The sequence below is a fragment of the Streptosporangium roseum DSM 43021 genome, from assembly GCF_000024865.1.
GTDB lineage: Bacteria > Actinomycetota > Actinomycetes > Streptosporangiales > Streptosporangiaceae > Streptosporangium > Streptosporangium roseum.
Window position 1 is genome coordinate 10,242,763 of the sequence record NC_013595.1, and the last position, 17,460, is coordinate 10,260,222.

A 17,460-nucleotide genomic window follows, 5' to 3' on the forward strand; every position below is an offset into this window, starting at 1 on the left:
GTTACCGGGCCGCGAGCTCCACCGCCGCGAGGTCGGCGGCGAGGAGCCGGGCTGCGACGTGGACGGCGCGCAGGGTGACGGAGACGGCGGGGCGGTGGACGCTGGAGGCGCGGGCGACGGCGTGGACGTCGCGGCCGACCGGGGCGCCGGGGAACTCGCGGACGACGATGCCGCGCACCCCGGAGGCCAGCGCCAGGGCGGGGACGGCCGCGATGCCGATGCCCTTGGCGACCAGGCCGAGGATGGTGCCCAGGCCCTCGAACTCCCACGGCACCGGCAGGGCGCCGCCGACGTCGGCCAGCAGGCTGTCCACGGCCAGCCGGGAGGGCTCGCCGTCCGGGGTGGCCATCCACGGCTCGTCGCGGAGCTCACGCAGGTCCACGGGCTCGTCCAGGGATGCCAGGCGGTGCTTGCGCGGCACCACGAGCACCAGCGGATCGTGCAGCAGCGGGAAGACCCGCAACGTGTCGGACTCGCGCACCCGGCCGTACCAGTCGTCCACCAGGGCGATGTCCACCTCGCCCGACTGGACCTCGCGCATCCCGCGCCCGGAGCGCCCCTGCCCCATCCGCAGGGTCAGCGCGGTGTGGCGGCGCAGCGTCCGGGCCAGGGCGGGCGCGAAGGCGACCGCGGCGGTGGGGAAGGCGGTGACGGTGACCCGGCCCGCGGGGGTCGCCGCCTGGGCCGACAGGTCGGACTCGGCGGTCTCGACCATCGACAGGATGCGTTCGGCGTGCTGGACCAGGCGGCGCCCGGCGTCGGTCAGCTCGGCGCTGCGGGCGGTCCGGTCGAGCAGCACCGCTCCCGCCTCCCGCTCCAGCGCCGCCAGTTGCTGGGAGACCGCCGAGGGACTGTAGCCGAGAACGGCGGCGGTGGCCGCGATACTTCCCCGGCGGGCAAACTCGCAGATCAGCGCCAAACGCCGCAAATCAAGCATCAGACTTCCTTATGCCTACCCACAACAACCAAAGCTTGTCCTGATGCCTGTAGCCCACCACGCTTGGGAACGTTCCGCAATGAGCGAGAGGACTCCCCATGAACGTGACGCTCTCCGCCACACTGGCGGCCAACGAGGACATCGAACGAAGACGGCGCGCCGGTGAGCGCGTGCTGCACCTGGCCTTCGGCGAGGCCGGTCTGCCCGTTCATCCGGCGCTGCGCGAACGGCTGATCGCCGCGTCCGAGCACAACGGATACGGACCGGTCGCCGGAGCGGCCGCGCTGCGTGAGGCGGCAGCCGGATACTGGCACCGTCGGGGCCTGCCCACCGACCCCGAGCTGGTGGTCTGCGGCCCCGGAAGCAAGTCCCTGCTCTACGGCCTGCTGCTTGCGATCGGCGGCGACATCGTGCTGCCGATGCCGAGCTGGGTCAGCTACGCCGCCCAGGCGGATCTGGTCGGGGCGCGGCCCCTGCTCGTCCCGGCACCCCCCGGCGAGGGAGGGGTGCCGGACCCCGAGCGTGTCGTCTCCGCGGTCCTGCACGCGCGGTCCCAGGGGCGCGACGTGCGCTCGCTGCTGGTCACACTGCCCGACAACCCCAGCGGCACGCTGGCCGCCGCCCGCACGATCAGGCGGATCACCGAGGTCGCCCGCGACCTCGACCTCACCATCATCTCCGACGAGATCTACCGCGATCTCGTCCACGACACCGCCGCGGGCTTCCTCAGCCCGGCCGAGCTGGCCCCCGAGCGGACCGTGATCACCAGCGGGCTCAGCAAGAGCCTCGCCCTCGGCGGCTGGCGCATCGGCGTCGCCCGGCTCCCGTCCGTGGAGCTGCGCGACCGGCTGCTCGCCGTGGCCAGCGAGATCTGGTCCAGCCCGGCGGCTCCGGTCCAGCAGGCAGCGGCCTACGCCTACACCGAGCCCGCCGAGCTCGTCGAGCGGATCGACGAGAGCCGGCGGCTGCACGGCACGGTGGCGCGGGCGGTGTACGAGAGGTTCGTCCGGGCGGGCGTGCGGGTGGACGCGCCGCAGGGCGGCTTCTACCTCTACCCCGACTTCACCGGGCTCGCCTACGCGACCTCCGCCGAGCTGACCGCCGACCTGCTCGACAGGCACGGCGTCGGGGTGCTCCCCGGGCACGCCTTCGGCGACGATCCCAGGGCCCTGCGGGTGCGGGTGGCGACCAGCCTCCTGTACGGCGAGACGACCGAGCGGCGGCTGGCCGCGCTGGGCGCCGCCGACCCTCTCGAACTGCCCTGGATCTCGGCCTCGCTGGACCACCTGAGCGAGGCTCTGACCGGCCTGAACACGGCCCGGCACGCACCTGGCCGGCTCGTGCGCGCCGCCCTGGTCCCGACCCCGGCGGCGGGGTGATCGCCGGGAGCCGCCCTTGGGGGAAACTTTACTCTGGCGCCGGAAGCGCCTGAGATAACATTCGCGTGGCTGACCTGGGCTTTTGTGCTCCACGCGCCAGGGAGACAGGCATTTTCCTGGATGCTCACCAAGATGTCCCGTGTCATTTGGCGTCAGGCATCTCGGGGAGCCCTCATCATGTGCTCATGCCCGCTTTTGTCACCCTGTCCGGGCGCTCCGTGCGCCTGGAACCGCTCAGCCTCGCGGCCGTCGACGACCTCGTCGCCGCGGCGAGTGAAGACCGTTCTACTTACGCCTTCACTCGCGTTCCCCGTGGCCGGGGCGAGATGGTCTCCTACGTGGAGGCCACTCTGGCTGAGCAGGCGGAGGGCCGCACGATGCCCTTCGCCATCCGGTGGCTGCACACCGACCGCGTCGTCGGTGCCACCCGTCTCATGAACCTGGAGTACTGGCAGGGGCCCATGCCCTGGCCGCCGGGTGCACATGGTGCGGTGGGCGAGGTCCCGTCCGTGGCGGACATCGGTTACACCTGGCTGGCCGCTTCGGCCCAGGGCACGGGTGTCAACCGGGAGAGCAAGTATCTGATGCTCTCCCTCGCCTTCGAGACCTGGCAGGTCCACCGCATCACACTCAAGGCCGACGTACGGAACGTACGCTCCCGGGCCGCCATCGAGGCCCTCGGCGCACACCTTGACGGTGTGCGCCGGGCGGAGACCCGAGGCGCCGACGACACGGTCCGAGATACCGCCTATTACTCGATCCTCAGTTCGGAATGGCCGCTCGTACGAGAACGGCTCCACGCGCGGCTCGGCCTGTTCGAAGCCGCGTAGAGGCGACCCCGTCACTTCGATGACCTCATGGAACTAAAGGCCCGCCCGGGACTCCGGGCGGGCCTGATGTTCGTCCGGCGGACGGTTACTCGTCGTCCTCGTCCCCGCCGTCGACCTCGTAGACGTAGTCCCACTTGCCGCAGAGCTTCCTCTTGGCCTGGTTGTTGTCCCAGTAGCAGACCCGGACCTGGACGTTGTCGACGTCGGCCTGCCGGAAGTGGAAGGGCTGGTAGCCGCTGGAGCCGCACTTCTTGGCCCAGTAGTAGGTCTCGTCGCCGTCGGCGTTCTCGAACTTGACCTGGACGTAGCCGCAGAGCCAGCTCGGCGAGTACTTGTCGTAGAGCCTGCCCTCGATGTGGACCCTGTCGAAGCGGTCGACCCACGTGCGCCCCTTGGCCTTGGCGCGGGAGTCGTCGTAGTACTTGGAGTAGTCGTAGCCCCAGTAGTCGTAGTCGCTCGCGGCGGTCGTGCTCGCGGTGACCGTGGCGGCCGAGGCGGAGGTGGCCAGGACCGGGGCGCCGGCCGCGATGACGGCGGTGGCGGCGGCGAGGCCCAGAAGGGTGCGGGTCGTGCGGCGCATGGTGGTTCTCCTTGAGGGTGGGAGCGACTCCTTTTTTCCTGGTCGAGGAGCCATGGCTCATTGATAGGCCGAGCCGCCTGCACCACGCTTACAGCGCCTTTATCAACGCCTGATCGGCACCTGCAATCTACTGACATGTCGGGCATGACAGCCCCCGTATGGCGCCATGCCCGACAGCCCTCAGCATCACGCTCAGGGCTCAACGCCCGATTAACGGCCAATCAACGCTTCGGTTAACGAGTGAGTAGCCATCTATGGACTAAGCAACCGAGGATCTATCATTGGCCACAAAACTTTCCATTAAGACGGAGATCAAAGAAATGGCTGTTCACGGCAGCGAAGACGGGTTGCGCTTCGCCGTGCTCGGCCCTGTACAGGCATGGCGTGACGGCACCGAACTCGATCTGGGCACCCCCCTGCAACGTTCCATTCTGGCGATGCTGCTCCTGCGCGAGAGCCGGGCGGTCACCCCGGCCGAGATGATCGACGCGGTCTGGGGGGAGGACGCCCCGCCGCGCGCGCTCGGCGCGCTGCGCACCTACGTCTCCCGGCTGCGGGCCGTGCTGGAGCCCGGCAGATCCCCTCGCACCCGCCCCGAGCTGCTCATCTCGGTGGGCCGGGGCTACGCGCTGCGGCTCGGCGGCGTCCTGGACCTGACCCTGTTCGATCGGGGCGTCCAGGAGGCCGAGGCCGCCCGACGCGCCGGAGACCGCGCCGGGGCCGCCGAGAGCCTGCGCGCGAGCCTGGCGCTGTGCACCGGTGAGCCGCTGGCCGGGGCCGTCGGCCCCTATGCCGAGCATCAGCGCGACCGGCTCGTCGAGCGCCGGATGAGCGTGCTGGAGACCCTGATGGACCTGGACCTGGAGCTGGGCCGGCACGCCGACGTCGTCTCCGAGCTGATCGCGCTGACCGCCGACCACCCGCTCCGCGAGCGGCTCCGCGCCCAGCTGATGCTGGCCTACTACCGGTGCGGGCGGCAGGCGGACGCGCTCGCGACCTTCGCCGACACCCGTAACGCGCTGATCGAGGAGCTCGGCATCGAGCCGGGACCCGACCTGGCCGCCCTGCACCAGCGCATCCTCACCGGCGATCCGAGCCTCGCCCCCGCCTCGCCCGCCGCCGCCCCGGTACGGCTCGCGCCCGCCGACCCCCCGGAGCCCGCCCGGCAGCCGGAGGCCCCCGAGCCCGGCGCTCCCGAGCTGCCGCGCCCGGCGCAGCTCCCCGCGGCGGTGAACGACTTCACGGGCCGCCGCCAGATCATCGCCCGGCTGTGCACCCTGCTGTCCACCCAGGGCAGCGGCGACGGCGTGCCGGTGGCCGCCATCTCCGGCATCGGGGGCGTCGGCAAGACGACCCTGGCGGTGCACGTCGCCCACGCCCTGCACGACCTGTTCCCCGACGGCCAGCTCTACGCCGACCTGCGCGGATACGGCGAGGAGCCGGTCGCGCCCGAGTCCGTGCTGGCGGCGTTCCTGCGCGCCCTCGGCCTGCCCGCCGACATCATCCCGGACGGCCTGGCCGAGCGGTCGGCACTGTTCCGCTCGCTCCTGACCGACCGGCGGATGCTGGTGCTGCTCGACAACGCCAGGGACGCCGCCCAGGTCAGCCACCTGCTGCCGGGGTCGACCGGCTGTGCGGCGATCGTGACCAGCCGCGGCAAGCTCGCCGACCTGGCCGCGGCCCGGCTGGTCGACCTGGACGTCATGGAGCCGGAGGAGGCGCTGACCCTGTTCGGCACGGTCGCCGGCGCCGAACGGGTGGCCGCGGAGCGTGCCGCCGCCATGGACGTCGTCGCAGCCTGCGGCTTCCTGCCGCTCGCGGTGCGGATCGTGGCGGCGCGCCTGGCCGCCCGGGCCTCCTGGACGGTCGCCTCGCTGGTGCCCCGGCTGGCCGACGAGCGCCGCCGCCTCGACGAGATGCGCGTGGGCAACCTCGCGGTGGAGGCGACCTTCGCCCTCGGTTACGGACAGCTCAGCCCGGCGCAGGCGCGGGCGTTCCGGCTGCTCTCCCTGCCGGGCGGCCCGGACATCTCGGCCGGGGCCGCCTCCGCGCTGCTCGCGCTGAGCCCGATGGACACCGAGGACATCCTGGAGTCCCTGGTGGACGCCAGCCTGCTGGAGGCTCCCGCCCCCGGCCGCTACCGCTTCCATGACCTGCTCAAGCTCTTCGCCCGCCGTACCGGCGAACGGGCCGAGGGGGGCGCGGGGCGGGGCGGGGAGGGGGCGCCCGCGCTGCGCCGGCTGCTCGACTTCTACCTGGCCTCCGCGCGGTCGGCGCACCGGCTCGCCTACGAGGGCAGCACGGTCGCCGACCAGCTCGCGGCGGCCGGGCCGGGTCACGCGTTCGGCTCCGCCGACGAGGCCGTGGCCTGGCTGTCGGTCGAGGCGGAGGCGCTGTTCGCGTCGATCGCCCAGGCGAGCGGCGCCGAGGAGGCCGGGGCCCTGCTGCCCGGCGCCGACCTGCTGCTCGCCATGGAGCCGCTGCTGGAGTCGGGCAGCCACGCCCGGGAGTTCGACCAGCGGGCCAAGGAGGTGCTGGCCGCCGCCCGGCGGCTCGGCGGCACCTCCAGCGAGCTGCGCTGCCGCTACGTGCTGGGCAGGGTGCTGTTCAACGCCAACCGGCTGGCCGAGGCGGAGAGCGAGTTCCGGGCGTCGCTGGACCTGGCCGCCGGGGGCGACCGGATCGTCACCGGCGAGGCGATGAACGCGCTGGCCGTCGTGGCCGGGCGTCAGCGCCGCCACGTGGAGGCGCTGGCCTGGTTCGACTCGGCGCGCAGGGTGTTCAGGGAGGTCGGGGCGCGGGGCGGCGAGGCGCTGACGCTCAGCTACTCCGCCCGTGACCACCTGTTCCTGGGCCAGCAGGAGGAGGCGATCGCCGCCGCGGAGCAGGGCCTGGCCGTCTTCATCGAGCTCGGCTTCAGCGCCGGCACCGCCAGGGCCCGCTACCACCTGGGGATGATCCTGTCGCGGGTCGGGCGGCTCAACGAGGCGGTCCACCATCACGCCGAGTGCCTGGCCTTCTTCCGGGCCAGCAAGCAGCGGGTGTGGGAGCAGCGGGTCTGCTCCCGGCTGGCCGAGACGTTCATCACCGCCGGCCGGTTCTCCGACGCGACCCGCCACGCGGAGCAGGCCCTGACGGTCAGCCGCGAGATCGGTCATCCGTACGGCGAGGCGCTGTCCCTGTGGGTGCTAGGCAGGGCGCTCGCCGGGCTCGGCAGCACGGGCCGCAGCCACGACTGCCTCGAACGCGCCCATGACATCTTCGTCAGGCTCGGCGCCCCCGAAGCCGCGGACCTGCGCGCCCTGCTCGATCGTGATCACGTCGGCAACTGACCCGAGTCCGTCGTACAAGTCGTCGTCGAGACGCGTCATCCAAAAGTGGTTGATCACCGGAGTTCCCGTCGCTCTGAGCCTGAAGGTCGGATGTGGGTGCCCGGCCGGCCGTCAGACCACCGGGTGACGCGTAGGGGGCCCGGTTATCCGGTGCGTCACCCGGTGGCCGGCCGCCTCACGTTGACGACCGGCCGGACTCGACACGGTCCCATCCCCCCCGGGTCCGTGCCCACAGCCAGAGCCTGCTCCCCGGCGCTCAACATCCGATCAACAACCGATCGGCAAAGATATCCACAGCCTGTGGAGGATCACCCTGTGGATATGTTGAAAAACCCTTCGGCAATCAGCGGACGGAGCGCTTCGAGGGCCTTCGCCCGCAGGTCATCAGGGTTTTCCCCGGTCAGCTCGGCGATCGCGGCGAGCAGCGGGTCCAGTGGATATTCGCCGTCGCAGACCCCGGCGAGAGCCGCCTCCACGGTCCCCACCTGTGCGGTACGGCGCAGCCCCCGGGTCTGCCTGAGGATGATCCTCGCCGGGTCCTCGGCCCCGGGCGGGCCGATCCGCTCCTCCAGCACGCCGTCGGCCAGCGCGAGCCGGGCGCCCGGCAGCTCCGCGTCGGCCAGCCGGTGCGCCCGGGCGATCGAGTCGAGCACCCCGTCCACGTATCCGCCGACCGGGAGCTCCACCCGCTGGCCGAACTCCTCCACCCGCACGACCGGGTCGAGGCTGCCGGAGTCGTGCATGGTGATCCAGCCGAAGCCGACCCCGGTGACGTTCATGGACGCGAACCAGCCGAGCCAGTCGTCGTAGAGCTCGCGGTAGCGGGAGGTGCCCTGCTCCGCGGCGTCCCGCAGCCACAGCTCCACGTATTCGGCCGGGTCCTGCACGTCCCGCTGCACCACCCAGCCGTCGCAGCCGGTGCCGGTCAGCCATCCGCCCACCCGGTCCCGCCAGTCCTCCCCGTCGACGTGCAGCCAGTTGGCCAGGAGCTGGCAGGTGCCGGCGGGGGCGAGGAAGCGGGGGGCCAGCCGTACGAGGTCGCGACAGAAGCCGTCGGCCTCGAAGCCGGACTCCCGGTAGGTGAACCGGCCGCCGGGAGAGATCACGAACGGCGGGTTGGAGACGATCAGGTCGAAGCGGTCGTCCGCGACGGGGTCGAACAGGGAGCCCTGCCGGGCGTCCACCCCCTTGATCCCGGACAGCGCCCAGCTCAGCCGGGCCAGTTCGAGCGCGCGGGGGTTGACGTCGGTGGCCACGATCTCCCGGGCCCGGTCCGCCAGGTGCAGCACCTGGACCCCGCACCCGGTGCCGAGGTCGAGGGCGCGCTCCACCGGGCGGCGGGAGGCCAGCTGGGCCAGGTTCGCCGAGGCCCCGCCCGCGCCGACGACGTGGTCCTTGCGGAGGGCGGGGTCGCCGGGCCTGACCTTGCGGTCGGAGACGACGTAGCCGCCCGTCTCCCAGGGCTGCAGGTGGACCGTGGAGGCGATCCGGCCGGCCTCCGCGGTCACCAGGCCCGCGGCGGCCAGATCGGCCACCGGGAGGCCGGCGGGGGCGTCCACCGGCACGCCGAGCCACCACAGCCGGATCAGCGTGCCGAGGAGGTCTCCGTCGCGGGTGGCGCGCAGGGCGGGCACCGTCTCCTCGCGGGAGAGCGCGGTGGCGGCGACCTCGCCGAGGCGCTCGCGGACGCCGTCGATGGTGTAGCCGGCGTCGAGCAGCAGCTCTCTGAGCCGGTCAGGCAGATCGTTCACCGGGCCATTTTTGCATCAGCGACCCCAGCGCCCTCTCAGGACCAAGAGCGACTCTCGATGCTCAGAGTGATGAGACTGTTACAGACCGACGTAAGCGTTCTGCAAGCGGACCTCAAGCACGGAGCGGTAATTCTTTATGGCCGCCATATATAACCGCGTCACCTGCTCCAAAGGATCCGCCATGTTGATCCCATGCTTCGCCTGTGAGTCCCGTTTCCGCCCTGATGAGTATTTCCGCGCCTGCCACGACTACCACCGCGGGATGGACCTGGTCGCCTGGACCTGCCCCCGGTGCGGCAACCGGGACGAGCTGCGGGTCCTCCCCGGAGAGCTGGGATTCGGCTACCCCCGGCACGGCAGGTTCGACGTCAGCGACCGGGTGCGCGTGCCCGGCCTGCGACGCCGGCGCCAGGACCTGCGGCTGGACATCTCGCTGGACGAGGAGGTCTGGCGGGTCCCCACCCGGCTGCGCGGGCTGGTGGGAGCACACTGAGACCGCTCCGGCCCGGAGGAGCCCCCGCGACCCGGGCCGGAGCCCTCGGGCGGCGGTCCCGGCGGCCTGGCGAACCTCCACGCCGCCGGCGCCCCGCGAGCCTCCGGACCTCCGCGCCGCCGACGCCCCGCGAGCCTCCCGCCGCCCGTGACGTCCGCGTGGAGGCGGGATCAGGCGGGATCAGGCGGGCTGCTGGCGCAGGCCCTGCCAGGCGGCCTCGCAGAGGCCTGCTATCTCCTCCTGCGTGGGGTGGTGGGCCCCGGCGAACCACAGGCGGCACATCTCGTTGGCGGGGCCCAGCCAGAGCACGTAGCACATGGTCGGGTGGACAGGCTGGAGCAGGCCGTCCTTCATGTGGGGGCGCCACCAGTCGGAGACCTGCTTGAAGAACGCCCGCCGCGAATCCGACACCTCGGTGCCGCCCGGCTCGTCACGCTTGGGCGGCCGCTCGCTGATCAGCAGGTGAGCCCGCTCGCGGTTCTCCCCGCACCAGGCCATGTGCAGCGCGACGATGGCCTCGATGCCCTCGCGGGCGCCCTCGTGGCGCCGCAGCTCGGCGAGGAACGCCTCCTGGTACATCCGGAGGGTGTCGGCGTAGAGCACGCCGAAGACGTGCTCCTTGCTGGCGAAGTGGTGGTAAAAACTCCCCACGCTGACGCCGCTCTCCTCGCGGAGGCTGGCCAGCGTGGTGGCCGAGACACCGTCCTGGCTGAATCGACGCAGGGCACCCTCGACGATCCGGGTACGGCCGTCGCGTCCGTTCTTGGCACTCTTCACAAGGCCAATGGTGCGGCAACAGAACCTTGTTCCGCAAATACCGCGGAGACGCCTCAGGCCGCGTCGATCATAACGCCCCCGCCGCGAGGATGTCTCCCGCCCGGCTCACGGCGCCCCGGGTCCGCCGTCACCGCCGGGCCGGGGGTCACGGATCCACCGTCGCGGTGACCTCGACGGCCCCGGCAGAGGCCTTCATGGTCGCCTCCGGCCACGCCCTGCGGACCATCGACAGCACCATGCGGTTGTCGCCGAGCACGTCCATCCCCAGCGTCCGGGCCCCGGCGACGGAGGCCCGGCGGAGCAGTCTCCGGGCGAGCCGGGAGCCGACCCCGCGCCCCTGCCACTCGTCGGCCACCACCAGGGCGATCTCGACGTCGGCCTGCCCCCCTTTGAAGCTCATCGCGTGGCCGACGACGGCCTCCCCGTGTACGGCGAGCAGCACGTCTCGCCGCTCGTCCATCGCGAGCAGCGACCTGACCAGGCTCGCGCTCGGGCGGTGCACCCCGGTGAAGAACCGCAGCGTCTGCGTGCGCGGCGACAGTCCCGCGAGGAAGCGGCGGATCCGCTCCTCGTCGTCCGCCCGCGCCGGCCGGATCTCGACGCCGTCGCCGAGCAGTGCCCGCACCGGGTCGCGGCGCGACCGCGCAAGCTGAGTTCGCATCATGGACTTAGAGTCCCGCCGGACACCTGAGTCTGTCAACTAGACTTAGATGGCGTTGGAGGAGGTGCCATGGCGACCTACGATGCGGACATGAGTGAGGCGGCCCTCGGCAACATGCCCTTCCGGGCGGAAAACTGTTCCATCGAGCGCGCCCTGGCCATCGTCGGCGAGAAGTGGACGTTCCTCGTGCTCAGGGAGGCGTTCAGCGGGGTGCGCCGGTTCGCCGACATGCAGGCCGCCACGGGGGCGCCCAGACAGGTGCTCAGCGCCCGGCTGACCCGCCTGGTGGAGGAGGGACTGCTCCGCAAGGTCCCCTACCGCGAGCCCGGCCAGCGCCGGCGGGACGAATACCGGCTGACGCAGATGGGACTGGACCTCTATCCGGCCCTGATCGCGCTGATGCACTGGGGCGACCGGCATCTCGCCGACCAGGAGGGCGCGCCGGTGCTCCTCACCCACCGCGACTGCGGAGCCGCCGTCGAGCAGCACTTCCGCTGCGCCGAGGGCCACGAGGTCGCCGGCCCCCGCGAGGTCACCCCGCGCCCCGGTCCAGGCGCCCGCCTCAGCGCTGCAGCGCGCGCAGGCAGTGCCGGAGGCTGAGCACCGAGATCAGCGCCGCGCCGCCGAGCAGCACCGCGACCGCCGCGGTCCGCACGAACAGGTAGGTCTCCAGGGGCTGGCTGAGCAGCAACCACAGGCTCAGCAGCGCGTTGAGGAGCTGCGCGCAGCCCCACAGCACCGACTGCCACACGAAGAAGCGGCGCATCCGGGGATGATCCAGCAGGTGCTCGGGGAGCGGGACCAGGTCGGTCGCCACCCGCTGCGCCAGCGGCCGCCGCAGCGTCGCGGTGCACAGGAAGCCCATGCTCGCGCAGAAGACGCCGAGGCAGGGCTGCAGGAAGAACAGGACCGGGCTCCCCGTCGCGCCGGCCAGCACCGCCCTGACCGTGATCGTCCCCGCGGCCAGCATCACCGTGCCGGGCACCGGCCTGCGCTTGACCAGCCGCCAGGCGATCCCGCCGTAGACCCAGGCCACCGCCACGGCCAGCGCGCCGTACAGGCCGAACAGGACCATCCCGGCGTAGAAGACGGCGACCGGGAGGATCATCCCCTCCAGCACCCGGGGGGCGGCGTGCCGCAGCATCGCCCCGAGGCGGGGCAGTGCGATCGGAGCCACGGGGGGCGACAGGAGCAGAGTCATCAGGCGCGGGCTCCGGAGATCATGGAACGTTCCGGGGGACGGATCCGCCCGACCGCGTGGGATATCCGGAGTGTCCGGCAGACTTTCCATGACTCCGACGATCGAGCGCTTCGGGGCACCCTACTACGGCGAAAGACCTACTCGGAGGACAGGGCGGTGCCCGTGGTGCCTACCCTTGGGAGCGTGTACCGGTTCCTTCTGACTCCTCGATGGCTCGCCCTTCACGTGGTGGTCCTGCTGGTCATCCCCGCCTTCGTGTTCCTGGGCCAGTGGCAGTTCGGGCGTTACGAGGTGCGGTCCACCAGCAGCCACCAGATCACCGGAAACCTCGCCGCCCCGCCGGTGCCCGTGGAGAGGCTGACCACGCCGGGCGGGAGCGTGCGCCCGCAGGACAAATACCATTCCGTGACCGCCACGGGGACCTTCGACCCGGCCCACCAGCTCCTGGTCCGCCGCCGCACCCAGGACAGCGTGGTCGGCTTCTACGTTCTCACCCCGCTGGACACCGGAAACGGCCAGGGCGTGCTGGTGAACCGGGGCTGGGTCAAGGCGGGCGCCACCGCCGACGCCCCTCCCGAGGTCCCCGCGCCGAGCACGGGTCAGGTGACTGTCACCGGCCGGCTACGTCCGAGCGAGACCGAGGAGTCCTCGGGCATCCGCGACCGGGAGGGCCTTCCCGCGGGACAGGTCCTGCTGATCAACACCGAGACGATCGGCCGGGGCCTGCCGTACCGGCTCCTGGGCGGATACGTGGAGCTGACCGAGCAGTCGCCCGCGGCCGCCGCGGCACCCGCGCCGGTGCCCGAGCCCGAGGTCGGCGCGGGCGGCGGGCTCAACCTGGCGTACGGCGTGCAGTGGTGGCTGTTCATCGGGATCGCGATCGGCGGCTGGGCGCTGCTGATCCGCAGGGAGGCCGCCGACATCAGGGCCGAGGAGGCCAAGCGGGGGCAGGAACAGCCCGTCGAGGCCTGATCCGCCGACCGGGAGAGGCCGCCGCACCGCCGCCGGCTAACCCAGGACGAGGCCCGCGAGCCGGCCCACCCCCGTCGCGCCGGCCACGGCGAGGAGGCCCAGGCCGATCGAGACCAGACATCCCTGCGCGCCGGTCAGCCTGCCTCGCGGCACGGGCCGTTCCCCGGCCCCGGACCAGAGCGGCCGGGGTTCGAGCAGCAGGAAGACGATCGCGCCGACCTGCCCGACGGTGAACAGCCAGAACCACGCCCATCGGTTGCCCAGCCGGGGCACCGAGGCGAGCATGATCAGGGAAGTGACCGACCAGGCCACGCCGGTCCAGACCGCCCAGCCGCGTACGGGCATCTGGAACGGCCAGTCGGGGATGATCCCTCCGTCGCCGGAGTGGCCCCTCAGCTGGGTCACGTCGGCGGAGACTCCGGCGATGTCGCGTGTGAACTCCGCGACGGTGTAGCTCCGGGGGCCGTCGCGGACCGGCACCGTGCCGATCCCGTGCCAGGCCAGCGGCCCCTCCGACCATCGCAGCTCGTAGAGCTGCCGCTTCTCGCCTCCCGTCCGGTAGGTGATGGCGGAGACCCGGCCGGCGGCCACGGCGGCCCGGAACTCGCCCAGCGTCCGCTGGGAGGGGGCGAAGCTCAGCGCGGTGACCAGAGCCCCCGAGAGCAGGATCAGCAGCAGCGCGATCCGGACGACGAGCCCGGCGATCCGCCAGCCGTCCTTCACCTCGCCGAGATCAGCGGCCACACTCTCTTTACTACCTCATGGACAGGCTTTGACGATGGCCGTCCTGATACCGCTTTTTGCATACCCCCGCCGCCGGACGGAGAGGTCTTGACCGTTCTTCGGAATCGTCTTTTGGAAAATCCCGATATTCGGACGATCTCCGGGTAGGGGCACGTGTCAGGGCCCGCCGAGAGCAGCACCCTCCAGGCGGGTCCGCCCCCCGGGGCCGCTGCCATTCCCCCGACGGTGGCCCCGGGGCCCATCCGAGGCGGACAGAGATACCAAGCGGAGACCTCGCAGCTTGATGAGTGTTATGCCAGCGACGTACGGTTTACCGCGTGACTACGCCGCTGCTGCCCGACCCCGAGCCCAGGCGGCGGGACTATGTGATCATTTCAGCCGATGATCACTTGATCGAACCGCCCGACATGTTCGAGGACCGGCTCCCCGAGAAGTACGCCGATCTCGCCCCCAAGGTGGTGGAGACCGACTCGGGCCACCAGGTCTGGCGCTACGGCGGGGCCACCTACCCGTGCGCCGGGCTCGACGTGGGCGCCGGCCTGCCGCGTGAGCAGTGGACGCTCGACCCGGTGCGGTTCGAGCACATGCGGCCGGGCTGCCACGACATCGAGGCCCGGATCGAGGACATGGACCGGGCCGGCCTCTGGGCCGCGCTCTGCTTCCCCGGCATGCTGGCCGGGCAGTCCGGGATGGTCTTCGCCAAGACCCGCGACCAGGAGCTGGGCCTTTCGGTCCTGCGGGCGTGGAACGACTGGCACGTCGACGTCTGGGCGGGCACCTACCCAGAGCGGATCATCGCCCTGCAGCTCCCCTGGCTGACCGACCCCGAGACCGCGGCCAAGGAGATCCGGGACAACGCGGCCCGCGGTTTCAAGGCGGTCCTCTTCCCCGAGTTCCCCACGCGGCTGCGCCTGCCGTCCATCCACAGCGACCACTGGGACCCGTTCTTCCAGGCCTGCGAGGAGACGGGCACCGTGGTCTGCCTGCACGCCGGCGCGGGCTCCTGGGCCCCGGTGCCCTCCCCGGACACCCCGATCGAGGCGATCACCACGCTGATGCCGGCGAGCGCCATGTTCGCCTGTGCCGACTGGCTCTGGTCGGGCGTGCCGCTGCGCTTCCCCGCGCTCCGGATCCTGATCGTGGAGGGTGGCGTGGGCTGGCTGCCGATGCTGGCCGAACGGGCCGACTACGCCCTGGACCATCCGGTGGCGGGCGAGGCGTCCTGGGAGGGCGGGCTGAAGCCCAGCGAGGTCCTGCGCCGCAACTTCTTCTTCGGCACGCTCAACGACCACGCCCTGTCAGGGGTGCGCCTCGCCGTGGGCCTGGAGCACGTCCTGCTGGAGAGCGGCTACCCGCACTCCGACTCCACCTGGCCCGACACGCAGAAGGCCGTCGCGACCAACCTGGGCAGCCTGCCGCCCGCCGACATCGCCAGGGTGGCCTACGGCAACGCCGCCCGCCTGTTCGGCCACCCGCTGCCCTCCCGGGCCTGGCTCAGGATGGAAAAGCTCTGACCTGCTTACGCTCCCAGTCGACGTAGCGGCCGCTCTCCCCGAGCAGCGAGCCCATCAGCCAGAGGAAGACGCCGAAGTCGTCCGCCACGCCGACGAGCACCAGGAAGTCAGGGACGATGTCGACCGGCGAGAGGATGTAGAGCACGCCGAGGCCCATCATGGCCAGCTTGCTCTTGCCCATGCCGGGATACTGCCCGCGCATCACCGCGCCGATCAGCTTCGGGATCGCCCGCAGGCGGGCGCCGAGGCCGGGGGAGCCCGGCTCCGTCACGTTCTTGTACGTCCGCCAGGCCTGTGCCGCACGCGCCGCCTTCGCCATGGGAGAACCTCCTCGGGAGCACCGTGGTCTGGCGGCCCTCTACCCTGCCGCCTCACGATATAACGCGTGCCCTCCGGGCGAGGTTCCCGCGGCGCACCGCGTCATTCCCCCGTGGGAGCCAGGTCCCGTACGGCCTGCGAGATCGGGACCCCACCCCCGGGGATGGGGGCGAGCACCGGGGTGGTCAGCCCGTTGTCCACGTACTGGCGGATCCTGGCCCGGCACGTCGCCGCGTCGCCGTGCACGATGAGCGCGTCCACGACCTCGTCGGGGATGGCCCTGAGAGCCGTCTGCCGGTCGCCGGCGGCCCAGGCCTCGTGCATCGGCCGCAGCACCTCACCGCGTCCCAGCCACTCGTGGAAGGCCGCGTAGACCGGGACGGTCAGGTAGCCCGCGAGCATCCGCCGGCCGAGCTCCCGCACCTTCTCCGCGTCCTCGCTGACGCACACGAACAGCCGGGCGATCAGCTCGGTGTCCGGCCCGATCTCGGACCTGACCTTGCGGACGTCCTGCGGCGAGAGCCAGTTGGTGATCGCGCCGTCGGCCTCCTCGGCGGCCAGCCGGAGCATGCGGGGCCGCAGCGCGGCGAGCACGATCTTCGGCGGGACCTTGGGGGCGCGCTCCAGCCTGAACCCCTTGACCTCGAACGTCTCGTACCTCTCGGTGACCTTCTCCCCCGCGAGGGCCTTCTTCAGGAAACGCAGGGTGTCTCTGGTCCTGGCGAACGGCTTGACGAACTCGCCGGCGTTCCACCGCTCGACGATGGCCGGGGAGGAGGCTCCGATGCCCAGGACGAACCGCTCCGGGGCGAGGTCGGCGAGGGTGGCGGCCGACATGGCCAGCAGGCCGGGCCCCCGGGTGGAGACCGGGACGATCGCGCTGCCGAGCCGTACGCCGGGGGCCCATTCGGCGGCCAGGGCCAGCGGCACGAAGCCGTCGACGCCGTTGACCTCGGCGGACCAGACGTCGGTGTAGCCGAGCGCGGGCAGCTCGGCCACCAGCTCCCGGGACTCGGCCAGTGTGCGGTCGTAGAAGGGGACCGTCATCCCCCAGCGTGCGCCCGTAGCCATCCGCGCCTCCGTGTCCGTGGTCGCCGTCTAGAACGACATTCTGATGTAGCTTGCCGTACCCGATCGGGGGGTCGTCAATAGGCCGACCATACCAACCGGACGGTATGCAAACAGGGAACGATCTTTACCGCATCCCCACTTACCCCATCATCACCATGCGTCAGGTGTTAGAACGTTTGGGTGACGATGAAGCGGCGCGTGAGACGACGACAGGGAATACTCGGCGCGGCGGTCGTGGCGGCATGCACGGCCGCGTCCGTGGCGGCCGGGTCCGCCGGCGCCCCGGCGGCCGCCGACGACCGGGGCGATCCCCCCGGACACTGCCTGGCGGCCGAGATCGGCGGACCGCTGCCCAGGATCGCCGTGCGGGTGTGCGCGGGCCTGGCCCCGCTCCATCCCGCACCGGCGCCCGCCGCCACCCCCAGGGCGGCCCTCAGGACCGCGCCGGAGGCCGGTGCCCCCGAGCCCGAGGAGGATCCGGAGCCCGAGCCGGACTATCCGTCGGAGCCGGGGTATCCCGGCCCGGGATACCCCACCGCGCCCGAGCCGCCGTATCCGACGACGCCCCCGCCCCCCACGCCGACACCCCCGAAACCGCCCACCCCCCGGCCCCCCGTGGTCCGGCCCGTCGAGCCTCCCCCGCAGCCGAGGCCCCGGCCCCACCAGGCCGCCGTCCCGCCGGAGGCCGTCCCCACACCGACCCCCACCCCCACTCCCACCCCCCGGCCGGTCGTGCCGTCCGCCTCCCCCGGCATCGTGCAGCGGCAGCTGGTGCTCGACCGCTTCGCCGAACGGCGCCGTGGCACCGACCGCAGGCTGATCATCCTGGTCGTCTTCACCGGAGTGATCTCGGTCACCGCCGTCGCCGCACTGAACGGCAGGGCGCGCAGATAGCGGACG

General features: G+C 72.0%; 17 protein-coding genes. 8 read left to right on the top strand and 9 right to left on the bottom strand.

The window, feature by feature from the left end; genetic code table 11:
• Position 1: 1 nt before the first annotated feature.
• A complete protein-coding gene (locus tag SROS_RS44850; RefSeq protein WP_012895634.1) occupies positions 2-937 on the bottom strand; it encodes a LysR family transcriptional regulator in 936 nt (311 codons plus the stop codon).
• 98 nt (positions 938-1,035) lie between these two features.
• On the opposite strand from SROS_RS44850, the gene SROS_RS44855 reads away from it, so the two are divergent.
• The gene (locus SROS_RS44855) at positions 1,036-2,316 is read left to right on the top strand and encodes a pyridoxal phosphate-dependent aminotransferase (protein ID WP_012895635.1); all 1,281 of its coding nucleotides are present in this window, start codon (positions 1,036-1,038) and stop codon (positions 2,314-2,316) included.
• 185 nt (positions 2,317-2,501) lie between these two features.
• Positions 2,502-3,146 carry a GNAT family N-acetyltransferase gene (locus SROS_RS44860; protein ID WP_052317231.1) on the top strand — a complete coding sequence of 215 codons (645 nt, stop codon included), beginning with the start codon at positions 2,502-2,504 and terminating at the stop codon, positions 3,144-3,146.
• Between the two features lie 85 nt (positions 3,147-3,231).
• Here the strand turns inward: SROS_RS44860 and SROS_RS51585 are convergent, their stop codons facing one another.
• Positions 3,232-3,726, bottom strand: coding sequence for a hypothetical protein (locus SROS_RS51585; RefSeq protein ID WP_012895637.1), 495 nt, complete (start codon positions 3,724-3,726; stop codon positions 3,232-3,234).
• A 320-nt stretch (positions 3,727-4,046) separates the two neighbouring features.
• Here SROS_RS51585 and SROS_RS44870 point away from each other — a divergent pair, with 320 nt between their 5' ends.
• Entirely contained in the window at positions 4,047-7,058 is a 3,012-nt protein-coding gene (locus SROS_RS44870; RefSeq protein WP_012895638.1) for an AfsR/SARP family transcriptional regulator, read from the top strand.
• Positions 7,059-7,366: 308 nt separating this feature from the next.
• On the opposite strand, the gene SROS_RS44875 is transcribed toward SROS_RS44870, so the two are convergent.
• On the bottom strand, positions 7,367-8,809 hold the full coding sequence (locus SROS_RS44875; protein ID WP_012895639.1) for a DUF7059 domain-containing protein: 1,443 nt from the start codon (positions 8,807-8,809) through the stop codon (positions 7,367-7,369).
• 181 nt (positions 8,810-8,990) lie between these two features.
• Here SROS_RS44875 and SROS_RS44880 point away from each other — a divergent pair, with 181 nt between their 5' ends.
• On the top strand, positions 8,991-9,302 hold the full coding sequence (locus SROS_RS44880; RefSeq protein ID WP_012895640.1) for a hypothetical protein: 312 nt from the start codon (positions 8,991-8,993) through the stop codon (positions 9,300-9,302).
• Between the two features lie 180 nt (positions 9,303-9,482).
• On the opposite strand, the gene SROS_RS44885 is transcribed toward SROS_RS44880, so the two are convergent.
• Positions 9,483-10,079 carry a TetR/AcrR family transcriptional regulator gene (locus tag SROS_RS44885; RefSeq protein ID WP_012895641.1) on the bottom strand — a complete coding sequence of 199 codons (597 nt, stop codon included), beginning with the start codon at positions 10,077-10,079 and terminating at the stop codon, positions 9,483-9,485.
• A gap of 145 nt (positions 10,080-10,224) precedes the next feature.
• Positions 10,225-10,743 carry a GNAT family N-acetyltransferase gene (locus SROS_RS44890; RefSeq protein ID WP_012895642.1) on the bottom strand — a complete coding sequence of 173 codons (519 nt, stop codon included), beginning with the start codon at positions 10,741-10,743 and terminating at the stop codon, positions 10,225-10,227.
• 66 nt (positions 10,744-10,809) lie between these two features.
• Here SROS_RS44890 and SROS_RS44895 point away from each other — a divergent pair, with 66 nt between their 5' ends.
• Entirely contained in the window at positions 10,810-11,340 is a 531-nt protein-coding gene (locus SROS_RS44895) for a winged helix-turn-helix transcriptional regulator (protein ID WP_012895643.1), read from the top strand.
• Here SROS_RS44895 and SROS_RS44900 read toward each other — a convergent pair.
• Positions 11,303-11,941 (bottom strand): VC0807 family protein, encoded by a 639-nt coding sequence (locus tag SROS_RS44900; RefSeq protein WP_012895644.1) that lies wholly within the window; start codon positions 11,939-11,941, stop codon positions 11,303-11,305. The two genes, SROS_RS44895 and SROS_RS44900, sit on opposite strands and share 38 nt — an antisense overlap.
• A 183-nt stretch (positions 11,942-12,124) precedes the next feature.
• Between SROS_RS44900 and SROS_RS44905 the strand changes: the two genes are divergently transcribed.
• The gene (locus SROS_RS44905; RefSeq protein ID WP_043654288.1) at positions 12,125-12,913 is read left to right on the top strand and encodes an SURF1 family cytochrome oxidase biogenesis protein; all 789 of its coding nucleotides are present in this window, start codon (positions 12,125-12,127) and stop codon (positions 12,911-12,913) included.
• Positions 12,914-12,949: 36 nt separating this feature from the next.
• Here the strand turns inward: SROS_RS44905 and SROS_RS44910 are convergent, their stop codons facing one another.
• The gene (locus tag SROS_RS44910; RefSeq protein ID WP_012895646.1) at positions 12,950-13,657 is read right to left on the bottom strand and encodes a hypothetical protein; all 708 of its coding nucleotides are present in this window, start codon (positions 13,655-13,657) and stop codon (positions 12,950-12,952) included.
• Between the two features lie 317 nt (positions 13,658-13,974).
• Here SROS_RS44910 and SROS_RS44915 point away from each other — a divergent pair, with 317 nt between their 5' ends.
• Positions 13,975-15,171, top strand: a complete 1,197-nt coding sequence (locus SROS_RS44915) for an amidohydrolase family protein (RefSeq protein WP_012895647.1) — start codon at positions 13,975-13,977, stop codon at positions 15,169-15,171.
• Here the strand turns inward: SROS_RS44915 and SROS_RS44920 are convergent.
• Both SROS_RS44920 and SROS_RS44925 read right to left on the bottom strand, forming a co-directional pair.
• The gene (locus SROS_RS44920; protein ID WP_012895648.1) at positions 15,152-15,490 is read right to left on the bottom strand and encodes a YkvA family protein; all 339 of its coding nucleotides are present in this window, start codon (positions 15,488-15,490) and stop codon (positions 15,152-15,154) included. The two genes, SROS_RS44915 and SROS_RS44920, sit on opposite strands and share 20 nt — an antisense overlap.
• Positions 15,491-15,591: 101 nt before the next feature.
• Positions 15,592-16,560: an LLM class F420-dependent oxidoreductase gene (locus SROS_RS44925; protein ID WP_012895649.1), complete on the bottom strand. Its 969-nt coding sequence runs from the start codon at positions 16,558-16,560 to the stop codon at positions 15,592-15,594.
• Positions 16,561-16,758: 198 nt separating this feature from the next.
• On the opposite strand from SROS_RS44925, the gene SROS_RS46805 reads away from it, so the two are divergent.
• Positions 16,759-17,454 carry a hypothetical protein gene (locus tag SROS_RS46805; RefSeq protein WP_148269422.1) on the top strand — a complete coding sequence of 232 codons (696 nt, stop codon included), beginning with the start codon at positions 16,759-16,761 and terminating at the stop codon, positions 17,452-17,454.
• Positions 17,455-17,460 lie beyond the last annotated feature (6 nt).

Coding starts and splice junctions, on each gene's coding strand:
- SROS_RS44895 (WP_012895643.1), top strand. CDS start 10,810: ATGGCGACCTACGATGCGGACATGAGTGAGGCGGCCCTCGGCAACATG.
- SROS_RS44925 (WP_012895649.1), bottom strand. CDS start 16,560: ATGGCTACGGGCGCACGCTGGGGGATGACGGTCCCCTTCTACGACCGC.
- SROS_RS44920 (WP_012895648.1), bottom strand. CDS start 15,490: ATGGCGAAGGCGGCGCGTGCGGCACAGGCCTGGCGGACGTACAAGAAC.
- SROS_RS44900 (WP_012895644.1), bottom strand. CDS start 11,941: ATGACTCTGCTCCTGTCGCCCCCCGTGGCTCCGATCGCACTGCCCCGC.
- SROS_RS44880 (WP_012895640.1), top strand. CDS start 8,991: ATGTTGATCCCATGCTTCGCCTGTGAGTCCCGTTTCCGCCCTGATGAG.
- SROS_RS44850 (WP_012895634.1), bottom strand. CDS start 937: ATGCTTGATTTGCGGCGTTTGGCGCTGATCTGCGAGTTTGCCCGCCGG.
- SROS_RS44890 (WP_012895642.1), bottom strand. CDS start 10,743: ATGATGCGAACTCAGCTTGCGCGGTCGCGCCGCGACCCGGTGCGGGCA.
- SROS_RS51585 (WP_012895637.1), bottom strand. CDS start 3,726: ATGCGCCGCACGACCCGCACCCTTCTGGGCCTCGCCGCCGCCACCGCC.
- SROS_RS44855 (WP_012895635.1), top strand. CDS start 1,036: ATGAACGTGACGCTCTCCGCCACACTGGCGGCCAACGAGGACATCGAA.
- SROS_RS44870 (WP_012895638.1), top strand. CDS start 4,047: ATGGCTGTTCACGGCAGCGAAGACGGGTTGCGCTTCGCCGTGCTCGGC.
- SROS_RS44860 (WP_052317231.1), top strand. CDS start 2,502: ATGCCCGCTTTTGTCACCCTGTCCGGGCGCTCCGTGCGCCTGGAACCG.